Origin of the sequence: Phragmitibacter flavus, from assembly GCF_005780165.1 — a bacterium.
Taxonomy (GTDB): domain Bacteria; phylum Verrucomicrobiota; class Verrucomicrobiia; order Verrucomicrobiales; family Verrucomicrobiaceae; genus Phragmitibacter; species Phragmitibacter flavus.
In genome coordinates this window covers 39,452-59,999 of the sequence record NZ_VAUV01000016.1, presented here as the reverse complement: position 1 = coordinate 59,999, position 20,548 = coordinate 39,452, and the positions used below count along the sequence as shown (strand labels likewise).

General features: G+C 60.8%; 11 protein-coding genes. 7 read left to right on the top strand and 4 right to left on the bottom strand.

Features of this window, described 5'->3' with window-relative positions; genetic code table 11:
• The first annotated feature begins 175 nt into the window (after positions 1 to 175).
• The 5 genes from FEM03_RS19505 (at position 176) to FEM03_RS19485 (ending at position 12,762) form a co-directional block, all read left to right on the top strand.
• A complete protein-coding gene (locus FEM03_RS19505; protein WP_138087983.1) occupies positions 176 to 1,069 on the top strand; it encodes a DUF58 domain-containing protein in 894 nt (297 codons plus the stop codon).
• Positions 1,070 to 1,204: 135 nt separating this feature from the next.
• Positions 1,205 to 3,373 carry a BatA domain-containing protein gene (locus FEM03_RS19500; protein WP_138087982.1) on the top strand — a complete coding sequence of 723 codons (2,169 nt, stop codon included), beginning with the start codon at positions 1,205 to 1,207 and terminating at the stop codon, positions 3,371 to 3,373.
• A gap of 124 nt (positions 3,374 to 3,497) precedes the next feature.
• Positions 3,498 to 5,804 carry a vWA domain-containing protein gene (locus tag FEM03_RS19495; RefSeq protein ID WP_138087981.1) on the top strand — a complete coding sequence of 769 codons (2,307 nt, stop codon included), beginning with the start codon at positions 3,498 to 3,500 and terminating at the stop codon, positions 5,802 to 5,804.
• 65 nt (positions 5,805 to 5,869) lie between these two features.
• Positions 5,870 to 10,372: an Ig-like domain-containing protein gene (locus FEM03_RS19490; protein WP_138087980.1), complete on the top strand. Its 4,503-nt coding sequence runs from the start codon at positions 5,870 to 5,872 to the stop codon at positions 10,370 to 10,372.
• A gap of 104 nt (positions 10,373 to 10,476) precedes the next feature.
• Complete coding sequence (locus FEM03_RS19485; RefSeq protein ID WP_240772848.1) at positions 10,477 to 12,762, top strand: PEP-CTERM sorting domain-containing protein; 2,286 nt, start codon at positions 10,477 to 10,479, stop codon at positions 12,760 to 12,762.
• A gap of 70 nt (positions 12,763 to 12,832) precedes the next feature.
• Here FEM03_RS19485 and FEM03_RS19480 read toward each other — a convergent pair whose 3' ends face one another.
• Together FEM03_RS19480 and FEM03_RS19475 are read right to left on the bottom strand one after the other, a co-directional pair.
• Positions 12,833 to 13,471, bottom strand: a complete 639-nt coding sequence (locus FEM03_RS19480; protein ID WP_138087978.1) for a response regulator — start codon at positions 13,469 to 13,471, stop codon at positions 12,833 to 12,835.
• Positions 13,468 to 15,606 carry an ATP-binding protein gene (locus FEM03_RS19475; RefSeq protein ID WP_138087977.1) on the bottom strand — a complete coding sequence of 713 codons (2,139 nt, stop codon included), beginning with the start codon at positions 15,604 to 15,606 and terminating at the stop codon, positions 13,468 to 13,470. The genes FEM03_RS19480 and FEM03_RS19475 overlap by 4 nt, the downstream gene beginning before the upstream one ends.
• A gap of 140 nt (positions 15,607 to 15,746) precedes the next feature.
• Between FEM03_RS19475 and FEM03_RS19470 the strand changes: the two genes are divergently transcribed.
• Both FEM03_RS19470 and FEM03_RS19465 read left to right on the top strand, forming a co-directional pair.
• Positions 15,747 to 16,979: a glycoside hydrolase family 5 protein gene (locus FEM03_RS19470; protein ID WP_166443006.1), complete on the top strand. Its 1,233-nt coding sequence runs from the start codon at positions 15,747 to 15,749 to the stop codon at positions 16,977 to 16,979.
• A gap of 83 nt (positions 16,980 to 17,062) precedes the next feature.
• Complete coding sequence (locus FEM03_RS19465) at positions 17,063 to 17,908, top strand: PEP-CTERM sorting domain-containing protein (protein ID WP_138087975.1); 846 nt, start codon at positions 17,063 to 17,065, stop codon at positions 17,906 to 17,908.
• A 158-nt stretch (positions 17,909 to 18,066) separates the two neighbouring features.
• Here the strand turns inward: FEM03_RS19465 and FEM03_RS19460 are convergent, their stop codons facing one another.
• Positions 18,067 to 18,642, bottom strand: coding sequence for a transposase (locus FEM03_RS19460; protein ID WP_138087974.1), 576 nt, complete (start codon positions 18,640 to 18,642; stop codon positions 18,067 to 18,069).
• Positions 18,643 to 18,870: 228 nt separating this feature from the next.
• Entirely contained in the window at positions 18,871 to 20,538 is a 1,668-nt protein-coding gene (locus FEM03_RS19455) for a GH39 family glycosyl hydrolase (RefSeq protein WP_138087973.1), read from the bottom strand.
• Between the last annotated feature and the right edge of the window lie 10 nt (positions 20,539 to 20,548).

Genomic DNA, 20,548 nt, shown 5'->3' with positions numbered 1-20,548 from the left:
CACTGCCCATCCCGCCAATCCGCGCGGGATGGGCATTTTTGTGCCTGTCATTCTCAATATTCCCCTCATCCCATGAGAAACCCCGCCCCGCCCCTGCGTAACCATCAAGTTCGCCCGCCATCCTCGCTCTGCTATTCATCTTTATCCTTTAGCCCTTATCCTTTAGCCTTTCGATATGGCCCGCCTTTCTGATCTCCTCACACCCGAAGACCTCGCCCAGCTCAACGGCCTCCCGCTGTTTGCCCGCAGCGTCATGGAAGGGTTCAGCACCGGCATGCACGCCTCCCCCCACAAAGGTTTCTCCGTCGAATTCCGCCAGCATCGCCCCTACGTTCAAGGCGACGAAATCAAACGCCTCGACTGGAAAATCTTCGGTCGCAGCGACCGCTTCTTCATCCGCGAATTCGACGAAGAAACCAACCTCCGCGCCACCATCCTCGTCGACGCCAGCGGTTCCATGAACTACCGCGGCACCAAAGGCCATATCAAATTCGACCAAGCCCGCAAACTCGCCGCCGCCCTCGCTTATGTCCTTACCGGCCAGCAGGACGCCGTCGGCCTCGTCACCTTCGACAGCAAAGTGCGCGAACACATCCCCTGCCGCACCAAAACCAGTCACCTCCACCACATCCTCGACACCCTTCAAAAAACCAAACCCGGCGCCGACACCTCCCTTGCCACCGTCCTCCGCTCGATTGCCAACAACCTCAAAAAACGCGGCCTCCTCATGCTCCTCACGGACGGCTTCGACGATCCCGAAGCCCTCCTCCAAGCCATCGGCATCCTCCGCCGCCAAGGCCACGAACTCATCGTCTTCCAACTCTGGGACCAAGACGAACTCGACTTCCCCTTCACCCGCTGGGCCCGCTTCGAAAACCTCGAAAACACCGAAGACCACCAGCTCCTCGACCCCGCCGCCATCCGGCAGCGATATCTCGAAGTCCTCGCCACCTTCCGCACCACCCTCACCGAAGGCCTCCGCAAACACGAAGTCGACCTCGTCCCCATCCTCACCCACGAACCCGTCAGCGCCGCCGTCAAAGCCTACCTCGCCCTCCGCGCCCGGTGAAACAGTAGGCAGTGAGCAGTAGGCAGTAATCCGTTTCCAACCCCGCCCACCTCCGACTTCCGACTTCCGACTTCCGACTTCCGACTTCCCACTTCAGACTTTTATCCTTTATCCCTTAGCCTTTATCCTTTCATAGTGTCTTTCTTAAACGCCATCCTCCTCGCCGGTGCCGCAGCCTTCACCATCCCGCTGCTCATCCACCTGCTCAACCGACGCCGCATCCACACCGTCCAATGGGGAGCCATGCACCTCCTCGAAAAAGCCCTCAAACTCCGCCGTCGCAACCTCCAGCTTGAGCAAAAACTGCTCCTCGCCACCCGCATCGCCATCCCCATCTTTCTCGCCCTCTGCCTCGCGCGACCCGTCTTCAGCCTGCTCCGACAATTCCCCGGCATGGACAAACGCTCACTCGTCGTGCTCCTCGACGACTCCGCCTCCATGCGCGCCGCCGGTGAAGGCGGCAGCACCCGCGACAAAGCCACCGCCGAACTGCGCCGCATCATCGACCAGCTCCCGCGCGGCTCCGATGTCAGCGTCATCCTCGCCGGCAGCCCTCCCCGACTTCTCCTCGACGGACCCACCACCTCGCACGACCTCATCTTCGAAAAACTCAACACCACCCCCAGCCTCGCCGGCCCCGTCGCCATTGCCGAATCCCTCCAGCTCGCCACTACCGAACTGAAACGCACCCAAACCCCCGCCCGCGAACTCCTCATCCTTTCCGACTTCCAGCAAACCGACTGGCAAACCGTCCTCGACGGAGGCTCCCTCCCGGAACTCGACCCCATCAAAAAAATCGAACCCGCCCCCGCCCTCACCCTCTACCGCAGCAACAGCCAACTCAGCGAAAACCTCGCCCTCACCCACGTCGACCCCTCCGCCTTCATCATCGCCCGCGACCAGCCCCTCGCCCTGCGCGCCCGCATCCAAAACCACGGCCAGCGCGACTACCAGGACATCCCCGTCCACCTCGAAGCCGACGGCGTCCGCATCCGTAGCACCCGCGTCACCATCGCCCCGCAAGCCGAAGCCACCTTCACCCTCACCCACACCTTCGACACCCCCGGCGACCACGCCCTCACCCTCCGACTTGAAGGCGACGCCTTCCCCGAAGACAACGCCTTCTCCCTCGTCATCCCCGTCCGCGAAGAAGTCAAAACCCTGCTCATCTCTGGTCGCAGCGGCAGCGCTCCCATGACCGGTCCCGCCGACTTCCTCCAGATCGCCCTCAGCCCCCACATGAGCGCCGCCACCGGCCTCAAAGACGTCATCCTCCCCACCCTCGTCGAAGAACAAAAATTCCGCGATCGCGACCTCGAAAACCAGCGCGTCATCATCATGGCCAACGTCGAAAAGCTCCACGGCAACCAGCTCAAGGAACTCCAGGAACACATCAAAAAAGGCAATAGCCTCATCATCTTCCCCGGCCCCAACATCGACCCCCGCTGGTATGAAAACGACCTCTACCAAAAAGGCACCGGACTCCTCCCCGCCAAACCCGCCGGCTTTGGTCACATCGACCCCAACCAGATGCCCGCGCGCCTCCTCAGCCAGCGCCACACCCATCCCGCCACCGCTTATTTCAACGACGCCCGCGGCATGAACCTCCAAGACGCCGCCTTCACCCACTGGCAGAAATTCGACAACATCGAAGGCGACACCCGCATCCTTCTCAACCTCGACCGCGGCGACCCGCTCCTCATCGAAAAACCCTACGGCAAAGGCCGCGTCCTATTGTTCACCACCACCGCCAACGCCCAATGGAGCACCCTCCCCCTCCAACCTGCCTTCGTCCCCCTCATGCAGCGGCTCATCACCCATCTCGCTACCCAAAACACCCCTCCTCAATACCAACGCACCGGCAACCAGCTTCAACTTGACCTCACCGAAGACCAGGCCAAACAACCCCTCCAGCTCATCGATCCCCACCATCAAGCCCACGATCTCAAGCCCGTCAAAAACTCCGGCAACGAAAACGAAAACCAACCCGCCATCACCTACAAAGACACCTTCCTCCCCGGCCTCTACGAACTCCGCCCCGCCAAAACCACCGACACCACCCCCATCCGCCGCTTCGCCTTCAACCCCGACCCCGCCGAATCCAACCTCGCCACCCTCAGCAGCGATCAGACCCGTCAAATCGCCGAACGCCTCGGCGCCAGCTTCGCCTCCGACTACGACACCTTTGAAAAGATCGACCACTCCCGCCGTTTCGGTTCCGAAATCTGGCAACCCATCCTCCTCCTCGTGCTCTTTTTCCTCTTCGCCGAAGTCTTTCTCCAGCAAAGAATCGCCAGAGCCTGACAAGAGACAAAAGATTTAAAGACAAAAGAGACAAGACTCCAGTCACTCTTCCCGTTACCCAAAACTCAAGCCTTCCGCCTTCCGCCTTCCGCCGTCTGTCTTTCCACCTCCCACCTCCAGCCCCTTGTCTCCCCAAACCACACAAACTTTCCTTCGTTTCAACGGCGACTGGCCCACCGCCACCGTCATCAGCATCGCCCTCGTCGTCGCGCTGCTCATGTTCTTTTACTACCGTCGCGAACTCCGCTTCCACACCACCACCCCCCGCTGGGTGCTGCCCGCCCTCCGTTCCCTCGCCGTGCTCCTCATCATCCTCTGCCTCGCTGGCCCCGTGCTGCGTCATGAAGAAACTTTCCGCCAGCTCGGCCGTGTCCTCATCCTCGCCGACGCCAGTGCCAGCATGGACTTTAGCGACGAAACCAGCACCAGCACCACCGCTAATTCGCCCAAATCCTCCCGCTTCGACCGCCTCCAGCAAGCCCTCCTCCTGCAACCCAACACCCTCATCCAAACCCTCGCCCAGGAACACAACGTCGAACTCTTCGCCCTCCGCGGCAGCAAAGCCGACCGACTCTGGTGGCATCGCGACAACGGCAAAGATACCTCCGGCGACCTCCCCTCCCAAATCGCCAAACCCAACGCCCCCTTCACCAACCTCGACCAGCCCCTCCGCGACGCCCTCGGCCCCTCCATGAGCGGAGCCGCCATCATCCTCCTCACCGACGGCCAGCACAACGCCCCCGGCTCCCCCGAAGCCCTCGCCGAACAACTCGGCAGCCACAAAACGCCCATCTTTACCGTCGGCTACGGCCTCGAAGCTCCCCCACCCGACCTCGCCCTCAGCAAGGTCACCGCCCCCGAAGCCATCTTCCCCAACGGTCGCGCCGAAGGCCTCGTCCACATCAACGACCACCTCCCTGCCGGCCTCCCCGCCGTCGCCACCATCACGTCTCAAAACAAAACCCTCTGGCAGCAAAACTTCACCACCGAAGGCACCGGTGCCCGCCAGATCCCCTTCTCCTTCCTCGCCGAAGAACTCGCCCCCAGTCCCACTCCCGGCGACACCCTCCGCAACCTCAACGTCCGCGTCGAACTCAGCGGCGAAAACGCCGCCAAAGACCGTATCCAGACCAACAACGAAACCAGTCTCGCCCTCCACCTCCTCACCCAAAAACGCAAAATCCTCATCCTCGACGGTCGCCCCCGCTGGGAAACCCGCTACCTCCACAGCCACTTCGACCGCGACCAACGCTGGCAGGTCACCACCGCCTTCGACGACTTCACCAACGCCCCCAACAGCAGCATTCGGCAGGCCTTCCCCAAGGACGACCGCGACATGCAATCCTACGATCTCGTCATCCTCGGCGACCTCCGCTCCGAAGCCCTGCAACCCGCACAGCACCAGCTCCTCCACGACTTCGTCCAAAAACGCGGCGGCGGCCTCATCCTCCTCGACGGCCAACGCGGCCACCTGCAATCTTGGCGCGACACCAACAACAGCGCCCTCATCCCCGTCTCCTGGAACAGCAAAAAATCCGCCAACACCCCTTATACCCACGACCTCACCACCCAAGGTCAAACCCTCACCGCCCTCAGCCTCAGCGACAGCCCCTCCGCCAACCAGACGCTCTGGGAGCAGCTCCCGAAAGCCAACTGGGCCGCCTCCGCCGACGCCCTCCCCGACGCCACCACCCTCACCGAACTCCAGTCCCCCAACCACCCCAGCATCCCCGGCATGGTCTGGCGTCGCTTCGGAGCCGGCAGCGTTCTCTGGCTCGCCACCGACGAATACTGGCGCTGGCGATATGAAGTCGCCGACCTCCACCACCAACGTTTCTGGATGCAGCTCGCCTCCTGGATCGCCGCCCCTCCCTTCATCGCCGAAGACAAAACCCTCAGCATCGGCATGGACCAGCTCCGCTACCGCGAAAACGACAAAGCCGAACTCCGCGTCCGCCTTCGCGATGCCGATGGCAACATCCTCACCGAAGCCACCAATCCCCGCGTCAACCTCACCCGAGACGGCCGTCAAATCGCCACCCTCCAGCTCGAACCCGATCCCACCCACGGCGGCGTCTTCCGTGCCGTCACCAGCAACCTTCCCAGCGGCGACTACTCCATCAACGTCACCACCAACAACACCAAAGTCAGCGATCTCGCCCTCCGTTTCCGTGTGGACGACAGCTCCAACCAAGAGTGGTCCAACCTCACCCTCAACCGTCCCCTCCTCGAATCCATCTCCCGCAGCAGCGGCGGTCGATTCCTGCGCGAATCCGACATCAACCAGCTCCCTGAACTCCTCAAACAAATCGACCGCCAGGAAACCCGCATCCGCGAAACCTTATTATGGTCCAGCTGGTGGTGGTTCACCGCCATCATTCTCCTCCTCACCACCGAATGGCTCCTCCGCAAACACTGGCGGTTGGTATAGAAAATCCTCCTCCTACTCTTACTCCTACTCCCTCTCTCAGTTCACTTTAACTTTTCGCCTCGCCCATGTCTTTACGCCCCGTCACCCTCCAGGCCCTCGCCGCATTCCAAAAGCGTCGCACACGCCTTCTCCTCATCCGCGCGGCCCTCTTCTCCCTCGCCATCCTGCTCGGCCTTTTCCTCCTCATCGCCCTGCTCGACCGCGCCACCTTCATGCCCGATGGCTTGCGCAAAACCCTCAGCTACACCTCGTGGATTGCCGCCCTCGCCTTCACCCTCTGGCAAACTCTCGCCCTTCTCCGCCAGCATCGCGACACCACCGCCACCGCGCGCCTCATGGAAAGCGCCGACCCCACCCTGCACGAAAAACTTCTCTCCGCCGTCGAACTCTCCGACGAAACCAAAGCCCACCACGACTCCCCCGAATTCCGCGAACATCTCCAAGATCAAGTCGCCGCCCAACTCTCCAATTTCGACCCCGTCAAAGCCCTCCCCAACCGCCTCCTTCAGCAAACCATCCGCGCCGTCACCGTCGTCATCGTTCTCATCATCGCCCTTTCCTTCTTCGGCCAGCTCCACCTCCCCGGCTTTCTCGCCCGCGCCGCCCTTCCCTTTGCCAACATCGGCCGCCCCTCCAGCGTCAAAATCCACTTCCTCATCCCCGAAAAATCCCCCACGCTCGTCCCCTTCTCCTCCCAAACGCAACTCAGCGTTCGCATCGATGGACCCACCCCCAAACGCGTCATCATCGAACAACAAAATGCCGACACCAAACCCACCCGTTTGGAAATGACCTCCGTCGGCAATCAACAATACGAAAGCACCCTGCAAGTCGAACAAACCGACCTCCGCTACCGCGTCCTCGCCGCCGACGCCATCACCTCCTGGCAAACCCTCGAAGCCCGCGCCCGTCCCCGTGCCATCGAGTTCATCAAAACCATCACCCCACCCGCCTACACCAAACTTCCCGCTCAAACCCTCACCGAAGATCACGGCGACCTCAGCGCCCTTGAAGGCTCCACCATCCGTGTCCAGTTCGAGGCCAACCAACCCCTCGAAAGCGCCACCGCCGTTCTTCATCCCGCCCAAACTCCCCTCTCCATCACCAGCACGGAAAACAACAACAACACCCGGCAACTCGAACTCACCCTCGACGGCAAATCCGAAGCCTGGGCGCTCGACCTCACCGCCAGCAAAACCCTCTTCACCAACGAAGAAACCAGCCCTTTCCGCATCGACACCATCACCGATCTCCCGCCTTCCCTCACCCTCACCACTCCTGCCACCGATCAATCCATCCGCCCCGACCAGCCCATCGCCATCAGCGGCACCGCCAGCGATGACATCGGCCTCGCCAAAGTCGAATTCAGCTACGCCATCAACGGCACCGATTGGCAGAATCAGGACATCCCCGGCGCCAGCGGCCTCGAAGCCACCGTCCAATCCACCCTCGCTCTCGCCAACCTCCCCCTCAACCCCGGGGACGCCCTGCTCATCAAACTCGCCGCCACCGACCTCAAAGGCCAGCGCAGCGAAAGCGCCGCCGCCCGACTCCTCATCGTCACCGACCAGCCCGACCAACAACAACGCGCCTGGGCCGCCACCCAAAAACAACTCGCCCAACAAGCCAAAGCCCTGAACCAGGAAATGCGCACCGCACGCAAACAGGCCGAACAAATCCGCGACGACGCCAAATCCGACAACCCGGAAACCGCCGCCGCCCTTGCCAACCTCAAACAAAACCTCGCCACCGTCGAAGAACAAGCTGACCAACTTTGGGAACAGCTCAAAAAGGCGGCCCAGCAAGCCCCCGACACTCTCAAACAACAGGAAATCAACCTCGTCGGCCAGCACCTCGCCGAACTTCGCAACGAACACCTCCCCGCCCTCAAAGAACAAACCCAAAAGCCCGAAGGCGAAGTCCGCAAACAAATCCGCAAATCCGCCAACGAAGCCGGTGCCAACGCCGAAACCCTCAACGAAGCCCTGCGCACCTTCGCCACCGCCGATCTCGCCCAGACCGCCAAAGAAGCCTACGAAATCCTCGCCCCCCAACAGCAAAAACTCGCCGACAAAGCCATCGACGCCAATCGAGATCCCGCCCAGCGCACCCGCTGGCAGGAACAACAACGCGCCGCCCTCGCCGCCGCCAAATCCGCCCAACAGGACCTGCAATCCCTTCACGACATCGCCCCGGACAACCGCCAGCGCGACATCCAAAACCAGCTCAAAAACCTCGACCAAAAAATCCCCGGCATCGAATCCGCCCTCGACACCCCCGATCAAAAACAAGCCCCCGAATACCTCTACGGTCAGGCCCACGAACTCCGCAACGCCAACAACAACGCCCGCGATTTCAGCCGCTGGATGGCCGAAGAAGCCCAAAACAAAGCCGCCGAACTTCGCGACCGGCTCAACCAACGCGACAACCCCGCCCTCGCCGCCCTCGGCAAAGCCCGCGACCAACTCAACCAAGCCGCCAACGAAAAGAAACCCGACCAACAAGCCGACGCCAAAAAGGCCGCCGAGCAAAAACTCCAGGCCGCCGCCGACCAGCTGAAAGCCCAGAGCGAACTTCGCGAACAAAACGCCAGCACCAACACCCTCGCCGCCCTCGATCAAAACCGCCTCAGCCGCGCCATCGACAAACTCGCCGAAGAAATCCCCGATCAACCCACCAAAGAATCCGCCCAACCTCTTCAGCAAAAACTCAACGACCTCGTCGAAACCGCCCGCACCCTCGAAGCCGACGCCCTCGCGCAGGACGCCCAGTCCGCCCTCGAAGAAGGCCAGCAACGCATTCAGGACAAAGCCACTCCTCAACAGCAACTCAACGCCGCCCTTGCCGCCCAAAGCCAGCTTCGCCCCCTCGACAAAGCCCTCCAGCGCGCCAAAGCCGACCAACCCGCCATCCAGGCCGCCCAGCAAGCCCGTGGTCAGGCCGACCGTCAACAAGGCGAAGCCCGCAATCAGGCCAATCAAGCGACCCAACAAAAACAAAACCAGCAGGACTTCCAGCAACCCGCCGATCAACACAATCCCACCCTCGACGCCAACCAGCAGGCCCAGCAGCAACTCGCCGCCGCCCGCCAGGCCTTCATCCCTAAAGTCGAATCCGCCCGGGGAACCCTCGAAGAACTCACCCCCAAACTCAGTGAGCTCGCCGAAAACGCCGCCAAAAATCTCAACGAAAGCCAGCAACAAACCAGCGAACTCGCCCAGAACGCCGCCAATCAATCCACCGAACAAACCGCTGAGCAAACCCAGGCTCTCATGCCCCAGGCCGATGCCAACGCCGAACAACTCGCCGACCTCCAGGCCGCCCTGCGTCAGGAAACCGCCCACGCTGACATGGCCGATCTCGCCCAACGCCAGATGGCCCGCACCGCCGACGTCGGCCTCGCGCAAATGCAGCAGCAAACGCCCAAGATTGCGAACAACCTCCAGCAAGCCACCGAATCCACCCAGACCGCCCAACAACAACAATCTCTCCAAAACGCCGCCCAGGCCCAACAACAAACCGCCGACGCCCTCAACCAACTCTCCAAAAATCTGGCCAACATGGAGCAAGGCAAAACGCTCCCTGAAGATGCCCTCGCCGCCCAGCAGGCAATGGAAGAAGCCCTCGGCATCAAACAACCTCTCGACGAGAGTTATCAAAACATCGACGAGCTCAACCAACTCATGCAGGAGGCCCGCGACAACCCGCAAAAAACTCTCGCCGCCCTCGAGCAGGAGTTGCAGAAAAACACCCAGATGCAGCAAGCACTCGGTCAGCTCGCCAAACAAGCTGCCACCGAAACCCAATCCGCTCTCACCGAGCTGAAAAACCAGCCGCAAAACCTCCCCACCGCCGCGCCTGCCGAGGCCCACGACCTCGCCCGCGTTGCCCGTCATCAGCAGCGCCTCAACCAGCCCGAAGCCGCCCAACAAATTCAGGCCGCCAGCGAACAGCTCCAGCAACTCGCCAAATCCGAAGCCAATGCTGGCAACGCCGAAGCCGCCGCCCAATCCGCCCAAGCGGCGCAACAAGCCGCCGCCAAAGCCACTCAATCCCTCCCCACCACGCCCTCCCCCTCACTCTTCCAGGCCGCCAAAGGAGCGATGCTTGCCCAAGCCCTTGATCAGCTCGACCAGGCCGTCAACCCCATGGGCCAGGGCGATGCCGAGCAGCAGCAGCAGGGGCAGCAACAACAACAGCAATCCGCCCAACAAAGTCTCGCCAACGCCGCCCAGTCCCAGGCCCAGAGCATGGCTCAAGATCGCGCCCAAGGTCAGGTCCCCGGTCAGCAACCCTCGCCCGGCCAGGGCCAGACCGCCCAACAAAACTCCCCGTCGCCTCCCGCAGGCCAGCAAGGCCAGCCCTCTCCCGATGCCGGTGGCAACCTTTCCATGACCGCCCCCAACACCCTCGTCCCCGTCCTCACCCTCCAAGGCAACGAATCCTGGGGCCGCCTTCCCGCCCGCATGGCCAAAGACCTCACCGAAGCCACCCGCCAGGAACCCTCCCCCGAATACCGCGCTGCCATCGAAAGTTACTACAAAGCCATCGCCGAAAAATCCAAGTAGCGCTGGTCTGGCAGTCGCAAATTCATCACAATGAAGTTGTTACCAACCGATCTCTCGCCAACATTCGTATCATTCGTGTCAATTCCCCCAACAACTCCGCCGTGATGAAGTCAGCTCAGATCACAGAAAACTCCCTCCGCCGTCTGCCCTTATTCCAAAGAGCGGCAACATTGCTGGCCATCTTGACGGCATTTCAGGCCTCCACCTCCCTTCAGGCAATTGATTACAATTGGACAGGTCCCTCGGGAATTCAGGATTGGTCAGTCGGCACCAACTGGTCACCTCTTGGACCCGCAGGTGCGAACCCTGGAACCACGAATGCTGACAAAGCGATTTTCAACACTTCCACCGCTGGCACCCTCGTCACCATCGATTCCGGACGCAACATTAGAAACATCGAATTCGGTCTCAGCGCCGCAGCTTTTACCATCGGCAGTGCAGGAGCAAACCTCGGCGCTCCCCTTAGCCTCAGCAGCGGTGGATCAATCACCATGCTTGGCCCCGCCACCGTTCCCGTTAGTGGTGGAACCTTGCAAAGCCAGACGATCCACGCGCCTTTGATTCTGGAAGCCGCCACGACCACCACCGCCGGATCGTATTCCTTCACCAACAACGCCAACAATCAAAACTCGGCCTCATCCGCGACCGGAGATGCCGCCGCTGCCGCAAAGATGATCATCTCAGGCAACATCTCAGGAGGCACCACCAGTTCCACCATTACCCTCACCCTCGCTGGAAACGTCGGCACACGGTCAGCAGGCGCAAATCCCATCGGCTTCACCAATGTTGTCAGTGGTGAAATCTCAAACGGCAGCGCCGCCGGCGGACTTGCCGTCACCATCAATGGTGCAACACCCGCCACCAACAATTTCAACGCCTGGACCCTCAACAACGCCAACTCTTCCTACACCGGCGCCACCACCATCACCAACGGTGCCCTCTATTTCAACAGCATCGCCAACACCGGCTTCAACAGCTCCGTCGGTGCAGGCAGCAGCTTTGCCACGGGTGGCGGAGCCCATGTCATCTATTATGGCGGAGCGACTTCCACCAATCGCAACTTCACTTTCAACGGCGGCTCCTTCTACAACTCTGGATCAGGTAATTTTACCATGAATGGGACCATCACCAATACTGGTGGCGTCACCTTTCGTGGAGGTAGCAACTTCATCATCAACACCATCATCACCGGCCTCGGGGGCGTGAGCCGCACCGACAACGGCACCGTCTTCCTCAATGAACTCAACACCTTCTCAGGAAACGTCAGCATCTCGGACGGCACATTCGTCACCTCCACCATTAACAATGGCGGCGTAGGTGCCGCAGGAACAGGAATCGGCACCGGCACTCAAATCTCGTTGGGCCAGGATAGCGGCACGGTTGGCCGATTGCAGTTCACCGGAACCAGCGGCGGCTCCAGCTCCCGACTGATTCGTCTAACTAACGGCAGTCAGGCCAGCAGCGGCAATGGCCGGATCGAAAACACCGTTGCGGGACAGACCCTCACTCTATCTGGGACCGTCAAAACTACCAGCAACACCGTCACCCACGTCTCCAGCCTCGAACTGCTCGGCGCAGGCAACGGCGTCATGAGCGGCGTCATCGGCGGCACCACCGGAAGCAATGCCAACGTTGCGACCAATACCCGAATCACCAAAACCGGCACCGGCACCTGGGCACTCACCGCAAACAATATCTACTATGGGGTTACCACCGTTTCCGGCGGCACCCTCCTTGCCAACAACGATCCAGCCACCGGCTCTGCCACGGGCTCAGGCAACGTGGTCCTCAACGGAGCCGCAGGTGCCAATGCCACTCTCGGAGGAACCGGTAGCATCACCGGAGGCCCCTCAAGCAGCATCACCATCGGCTCCAACAGCTTCCTCATGGTCGGCAACACCCATGGTGTCGCCAGCGGAGTCATCGGATCGAACGGCTACACCGGAGCCGTCGCCGACCTCAACCTCGGCAGCGCCAACGTCATCGCCATGACCCTCGCCGGCACCCTCCAATTCGATCTCTTCGGCAACGATGTCGCCGCGATCACCACCAGCGAAGCCGACCTCCTTAAAATCGCGAGCACCGCCGCCACCATGACCCTCGGTGGCACCATCGCCGTGGCCGACGTCAGCGGAGCCGCTGCCGGAAGCTGGACCGCCGGCACGTGGCAACTTATCGACTGGAGCGGCTACTCTGGATCCAAAAACGGCTTCTTCACCTTTGCGCTCCCCACCGCCTCCCTTGCCGCAGGTTACGTGTGGGATACCAGCGCCTTCCTTACCAATGGCACCATCTCCATTGCAGCTGTTCCAGAGCCCGGTCGCGTTCTGCTCATTGGATTGGGCACCGCCACTCTGCTCTTCCGCCGCAGACGCCCGCTGATTAAGTGAAGGACTAAAGGATGGAAAACTTTGCCATCCGAGGTTTGGCTGGAGCCCAGAGACACACCTCGAAGCCCTCTCACTCCAGCCGCACCAGCCCACGGCGCAATGCGGTCACGGTGGCGGAGGTGCGGTCTTGCACGCCAAGCTTGGCAAAGATGTGGCTGAGGTGGTTTTTAATGGTCTGTTCGGTGCAGCCGAGGTGGTCGGCGATGATTTTGTTCGGAGTGCCGGCAACGACGTGCTGGAGGACTTCGGTCTCGCGGCTGGTCAGTTCCGGACGAGCGCGACGGGCGTTGAGACGGGCGGTGAGTTCGGGTGAAAAATAACGTCGGCCGTGCGCGGCTTCGCGGATGGCGTGAAGCATTTCCCGGCGGCCCGATGACTTCGTCAGGTAGCCGGTGGCGCCGGCGGCGACGGCATGGTAAACATCTTCCTCGGTCTCATGGATGGTGAGCATGATGATGCGGGCTTTGGCAAATTCGGCGCGGATGTCGCTGAGGGCTTCGATGCCGCTGCGATCAGGAAGGTTGCCATCCATGAGGGTCACGTCGGGTTGATGCTCGCGGTATTGTTCGATGGCGGTGGCGGCGCTGTCGGCTTCAGCGACGACCCGAAGGTCGCCTTCGGCTTCGAGCGATACTTTGACGCCGGAGCGAACGAAGAAATGATCGTCCACCAGAAGCACACGGATGATGGGAGGTGATGTCTTGCTCATGCAGGTCGCGGGTGTTGTGTCGGCACGCTGACAGTGATGGTGCAACCGGCTCCAGGTTGGCTCTGGATGTCGAGCATGCCACGAATTTTCGCCGCTCGCTCGCCCATGCCGAGCAGCCCGAACTGGGTGCCTTGCACGGCGGGGGGGTGCGCAGCATCAAAACCGATGCCGTTGTCGGTGATGGTGACACGCAGGTCATCCGGGGTGAACTGGAAGCGCACGACGATGTGGCTGGCCTGTGCGTGTTTTAGGGCGTTGGTGATGGATTCCTGCACAATGCGCAGCAACTGGAACTCGATGTGGTGTGGCTGCCGTTGCTCCTCGCCTTCGACCTCGATGGTGATGCGCGGGGTAATGATCTGCAACGCCTCAACGGATTCGCGCACTGATCCAACGAGGCCGGCCTGCTCGATGGCACGGGAGCGCAGTTCGAGGATGGAGCGGTGCGCCTCGGCGCGGCTGTGGGTGAGCATCGCACGGGCGTTGTCGAGCGCGCGGGAGACGGGCGCGGGCAGTTCCGGCGCACATTCGGCGACGGTATCAAGATGGATGTTCACGCCAGCGAGCTGTTGCTCCAGCGTGTCGTGCAGTTCGCGGGCGATGCGACGGCGCTCGTCACTGAGCGTCTTTTGTTCAAGCTGATGCGCAATGACCCGGGTCTGGCGGCCAACCTGCCGGTGCAGAAGGAGCACCCAGGCACTGACCAGCAACGTCAGCAAGAGCACGCCGCCAAGAAGCCAGCGCAATCGCTCGGCATTGAGCCAGGGCGGTGTGCTTATCAAGACGATGTCCGCATTCTCGCGCAGCAGCAACGAAAACGACTCGCGGGTGGCGGAACCATTGGGCCTTTCACAGACCCCCGTGAGCCGCAGCCAGCTCCCTTTTTCCAACGCAAATGGTGGCGTGGTAGCGGCGCTTTCCGCGACCCGTGCGTAGAAAGTTTGGCCTTCCGCGCCGAGATAAAGAAGGCGATGGTTTGGACGATCAAACTGGTCGATCAACTGTCCCTCCACCTGGATCAGACTGCCATGGTGGCCGCCCTTGGCAACCTCATCGGCGGTGCTCAACCGTGGTGCGTAGGGCACCACCTGCCGCGCGACGCGATGAATGCCATCCGCCAGCCAGACGCCTTCGTCGGCACCACCGGCAATGTAACCGATGACATCAAGCTCATCGCCGGGCTGCACGGTGGTGTGCTGCGGGGTTTGCACCCATAGACCACCCTGCTCGCTGCCCAGATAAAAGCCGCCACGCGAAGCATGCACCAAGGTTACGATGCCCTTGACATGCTGCCGCTCGCCCGTCGCGCCGGGCTGCGGAGGCCGGTATTGCAGCAGTTCGCGAAAGCCGCGCACGGGCTGATTGAAGCTGGCCTGCATGGCGGCGGTGCCGGGTTTGATCTGCGCGACCGAGGCGACGAGCAGGGTCACTTTACGAAGCTCGCTGCGGTCATTGGCTTCGCCGGAAACCACCCCGCTGATCTCCACCTCCACATTTTCCCATTCCTTGACCGCCGCTTGCTGGCTCCGCGGACAGTCCAGAATAATCTTGAGCGCACCGGAGCGGCTGCTGGCATCCACATAAAGTTGCTCCATCAAAAGGTCAGGGTTTTCCGTCGCGCGCCGGAGCGTCGCACGCACCCTCACGAACTGGTCGTGAAAATCGCCCGTATTGATCCGATCCACGTCCACAAGCGGCACCGTGGGAAGCGAGCCTGCGCCGAGACGAACGATGCGCCTCACCACGGGAGCGCCTGTAGATGCCTCCGCGCTTTCAGGATCATCGGGCAGGATCGAGATGCTCGGTGAAAACCGTCCGCGGCGGGTGATGCCGGTGATCTCCACGCGGTCACCCGCCGCGAGCACAGGTGAATCGGCAGCGCCCACCGCAGGCGGCGTGAAGAAGATGCCACCCGTTTCATCCTGCACGAAACCGAGACCGTAAGCGGGATTGCAATAGGTGATGATGCCGCGCACCTGAACGGGATGATGTCGCGCCGCTTCGTCCAACGTGAGTGCCTGCACGGCGGCGATGGTCGTGAGCGTCTGCCCATTCCCATCCCCGCCGGAAGCGCCAAATGTCGGCGCGCCGCATGCGAGAAGCATGGCAATGACAGACGAAAAGCGGCGGTGCATGGAAATTGGAACGAATTTGATTCTAGCGGCATTGAACTTCCACGGAAAGCCAGAACCATCGGCTGCCTGCCCGTGCAGGACTAAAGTGCCATTACTGGAGCCTCGCGTGATGCGCGGTCGTGGGTCTAATGACCGGCCAAATGGAAGCCCTGGAAAAAACCATTCACATCACTCAAAAAAATCGAACCCAATTCACCAACTCGATCCTCATGGTTGGCTGGTGCTGGTTGTTGATGACCGTGCTCACCCACGCGTCTGAACAGGCCACAGCGCCCAAGCCACCCGAGGAAGCCAAAACAACAATCTCTCTCGATGCGTGGACGGCGGTTTCGCAAATGACGCCCGGCATCAACCTCGGCAATACCTTTGACAACATCCAACAATGGGAGACGGGCTGGGGTAGTCCGCTCATCACCAAAGAGTTCATCCAGAGCCTCGCCAGTCTGGGCTTCAAGACGGTGCGCTTGCCCGTGGCTTGGGACACGTTTGCCGACCATGGAAAAATCACGACCGAACAGTTTCGGCGCGTTGGCGAGGTGGCCGGCTGGATCATGGATGCCGGCATGTTTTGCGTGATCAACATCCACTGGGACGGCGGCTGGATCGATTCCGGTTCGAAGGAGCGATTCCCCGACACCTATCACACATTCAGCCCTGAGGCCGAGAAGAAGTTCCGCTCCTATTGGCAGCAGATCGCCACGCATTTTGCCACCCATGGCGAGAAGCTCCTCTTCGAGGGCCTCAATGAAGAAACGAACTTTGCCAATGAAGGAACCGTTGAACAAGCCTACGCCACGTTGACCCGCGTGAACCAGCTTTTTATCGACACCGTGCGCGCCACCGGCGAGAACAACGCGCAGCGTCTGCTGATCGTCCCCGGTTATTCTACGGACATCGACAAGACCTGCCAGAAAGAATACCAACTGCCCACGGATACCACTCCTGGAAAGCTCTTCATCTCCCTCCACTACTACACGCCGTGGCCGTTTGTGGGAATGAACAAGGATACCACCTGGGCCAAAATGCAACCCACCTGGGGAAGCGGGGACGACGTGAAACAACTGGAAGAACTCTTCGACAGGCTGCAGGAGTTCAGTGCCCGCAACAACATCCCGGTCTTTCTCGGCGAGTTCTCCCTTTGTTCCGACAAAGAAAAGGCCTCCCGGGTCCGATGGACGTCAGCCGTCTACCGCGCGGCGCTGAAAAGAAAAATGATCCCTGTTCTATGGGACACCCCAGGCGGTGTGGTTTCACGCAAGCCACCCTTCGTGCCCCATGACGAATTGGTAGAGATGCTCCGGCAGCCCGAATCCGTCGCCACGTCGGATCATTCCGGAACCAGCCACCGCCTGGAGCCGGTCATGCAGGACTAAAGTGCCATACGCGGGCCGTTGATTGCGTCGACGGACTTAGGTAAAATTTGAACATCGCATCCAACATTTTCTCACCAATCACCATGAAACCAGATACGAAAACCTGCTCAAAATTCCAGCTCTCTGGTCAATCACCATTGGTTGCCAGCCGTCACCACACAAAAACTAAAGCAAAACGGTGGCGGTCCATCCTCGCGATGGTCGGCATCCTGGCAGCCTCCATCGACAGCGCTGCTGCGGCCTCCATCCTCGTCAACACCGTGGGAACGGTGAACGGGAACGGTAAGACAATCATCAATGCGACGGGGAATTCCTTCACTTCGACGACTTTTGGCTCAGACATCGCCACTGCATACGCCAACAACATCGGAGGCGTGTGGGACTTTGAAACTATCTTCTCCCAAGTCGAAGTCGGAGAAACGATCACCTTTAGCTATGGCACTTCACTAGCCAACAGCTTGGTAATGACCTTGGGCGGTGACGCTATCAACACGGGTTTCATCGACACCGCGGAAGCAACTTCTGGAACACTGGGATTGGGCCTCAGCAATTCTGCGATGACCCGAACTTTCACACTGGACACGCCGCTGCTTAGCCTCGGAATTTTTGTCGGAAACCGGGGTGATTCCGGTCGCACTTCCGTGCTGACGGTTACCTATCTGGACAACACCACCGCAAGCACATCGGGAGCGAATGCGGGACCAGATGCGGGCTCCAATTATTTCCATGGCCTGTCAGGCACCGAGGCCAACCCAATCGTGAGCTTTTCGCTCACCCAAAGCAATTTCGTGCGTTACGACGATCTTGGTTTCATTGTGGCCTCCGCCATTCCCGAGCCATCACGGGCGCTGTTGGTGATGTTTGGCATGATGGGATTGTTGGCGCGGCGGCGTGTATTCCCGGGCTTTAGCCCGCAAAAACATCGATAACACGCCACGCCCCGAATCTGCCCGGCAACTTCAACAGCCCCACGCCCCCTGCTCCCCCTGACGGGTTAAAGCCTGGAAATACGCTCCATCAACTCTTCTCCCACCAATCCAACCTCCACCGAAACCCAACACATAACCCGCCTTCAATTTCGCCTTCACTAGACTGTCCACCACATACCACCCAACCGCCGCCATGGCCGCTCACTGCGAATGATGTGATCGAACGGTTCCTTCACCCGCAGACTGCCAGAGCAGCCAAGCATCCGGTTGATCGCGAAACTGCTGCCGCCTTTCCAATGCTGCACCATCCCGCCCAGCATCGATCCCTTCGCAGGCTCCACCACGGCGTGAAAATGATTCGGCATGATGCACCACTCCCCCAGTTGAAAACACGTCCCGTGGCCTTCGATCATCTTGCCGATCAAAATGTCCGCGCACTCGCGTCGGGCGAGTAAACATTCGCCGTAACCCGCGTCGATCAGGTCATGAAACTTGTCGGTAAACAAACGTTGGCAGTCAAGTCGAAATTCCTCCGCGAGCTCGTCCACGCAGGTCGCGTCGTGTTGAGCTAGCCATTCGTCGCGCTTGCTGCGCCAGTCGTCTGCGACGTCTTTTGGCAGCGAATCCGCCAGTCGGCTCGTGACCAGATAAGTCGTCCCCTCCTGCCGCCAGTGCGGGAAATTTTGCCGTGTGATGCGCACCGCAGCCTTCCGGTCAAACGGCCTGAAGGTCATTGGAGCGAGCGTATTCCCGGGCTTTAGCCCGTCAACGCCAACTTCAATAAAAGTGCATTTCCAAACCAGAGAGCGACCTGCCCGCTGAAGATTCTGATGGCTGCACCCCTGTTCTGCTGGCGATCCTTTAGCGGGCTAAAGCCCGGGAATACTCCAGAGATCGACCTGCCCGCTCAAGATTCTGATGGCTGCACCCCTGTTCTGCTGGCGATCCTTTGGCGGGCTATGCTACGGCTCCATCGTCACGACCAGCAGCGACACCGCCTGACGCGGGAGCTGCACGCGAATGGACGCGGCGCCATCCTTCACCGCGATCGCCTCCGCCGGTCCGAAAACCGCGAGCTGTCCGGCCTTCTCCAGCGTGGTCTGCTGCTCGGGCGTGGGATTCGGCGGGGAGCCGAGTTTCTTCCACACTTCGTAGGCGTTGCTGTGATCGGCGTCGATACGGTAGTGCTCCACGCGGGCTTTGCCGCTGTTTGCAGGCAAACCAGCGAGCGAGAGGTCAATCGCTGCATCAGGGCCGGGCACGTCGTCTTCGTGATAATGCCACGCGAGCACGCAAAGCCTGCCGCCATCCATGCTGGCGAGCGCGGAGACATCGGGCTTGTCACGCACACCATTTTTCATCATGTCATCGAGCGCGATGGCAGCGCTGCTTTGCACGTCGAGACGCTGGCCGCTCATCTTCGAAAACATGCGGAAGGTATTGAGCACCGGGTGGTCGATGCCGCCGCTGGCGAGCTGGCGGAAGCCGCCAAAGATCGGCTGATCCACAAAAGTGAAGGCCCAGGTGAGAGCGCCTTCGAGGTTCACGTCATGCCGCGCGGCGAGGTCGTGCTTCCGCGCAAAACTGGCGGCGGTGTAGCTGGAATACATGGTGCCGTTCCGGTAGCCGAGCTGCGGCCCCTGGCAGGCAGCACAGCCCTCGGGATCGGACTCGCCGATGACGATGGGCTTGTCTTTGAACTCAGGAAATCCGGCGATGACTTTGAAGGCGCGATCAATGTCATTGAGGTGATGCGAGATGCCCATGCGCACATGCCCGTCCACAAACTCTGGTTTGCCCTTGGCATGGAAGGAGATGAAATCCACCGGCGTGCCCGCCTTCTGGCAATGCGTGAGGAACTCGGCCAAAAACGTGCCGCCCGGTCCGCCCGCGACATCCGGCCCGCCGACCTTTGCCTCTGGCAGCGCCCGCCGCACCGCACGGATGGCGTGGTCGTGCAGCTTGAAGAACTCCTCCCGCGTGCCGCGCCAGTAGGGGATGTTGGCCTCGTTCCACGTCTCCCAATACCACTTCAACACCTCGTCCCTGCCGTATTTCTCCACGCAATGCTTCGCCCATTGGAAAACGAGTTCCTCCCACTTCGCATAGTCCTTCGGCGGGTAGGCCCAGCCGGTGAAAATCTCGTTGTAGCCCGCTTCTGGCGTCCACTGGTGCTGATACGGCTCTGGTTTGATGGAGAGCGCCTTCGGCATGAAACCAATCTGCACAAACGGCCTCACGCCGCGCTGGAGTCCGGCATCGAAGATCATGTCCACGATGGTCCAATCGTAAATCGGGCGACCCTCGGCATCCTCGGTGTAGGCGTTCGTGCTGCCCCATTTCAACGCAGGCGTGCCATCGCCTGTGGTGAGCAGATTGTGCGTGCGAAAGAAGACTTCCCCGGGCTTCATCTTGCCGAGTTCGCCGAGCAGTTTCTCGCCCTCGGGCATGTAAGTGTAGTTCGGCTCATCCGCGCCGAAGAAGCGCCAGATGGGCTTCAGCTCGCCGAGGGGCTCGGAGGCATCCACGGTGATCTGGACGGGGAAGTCCGCGTCTTTCGCTGGCGCGGAAGTCAGAGACGACAGGAATAAGAAGGCCGATACGACGGCTCGTTGGGTGTATCTCGTCATAAAATAAAGG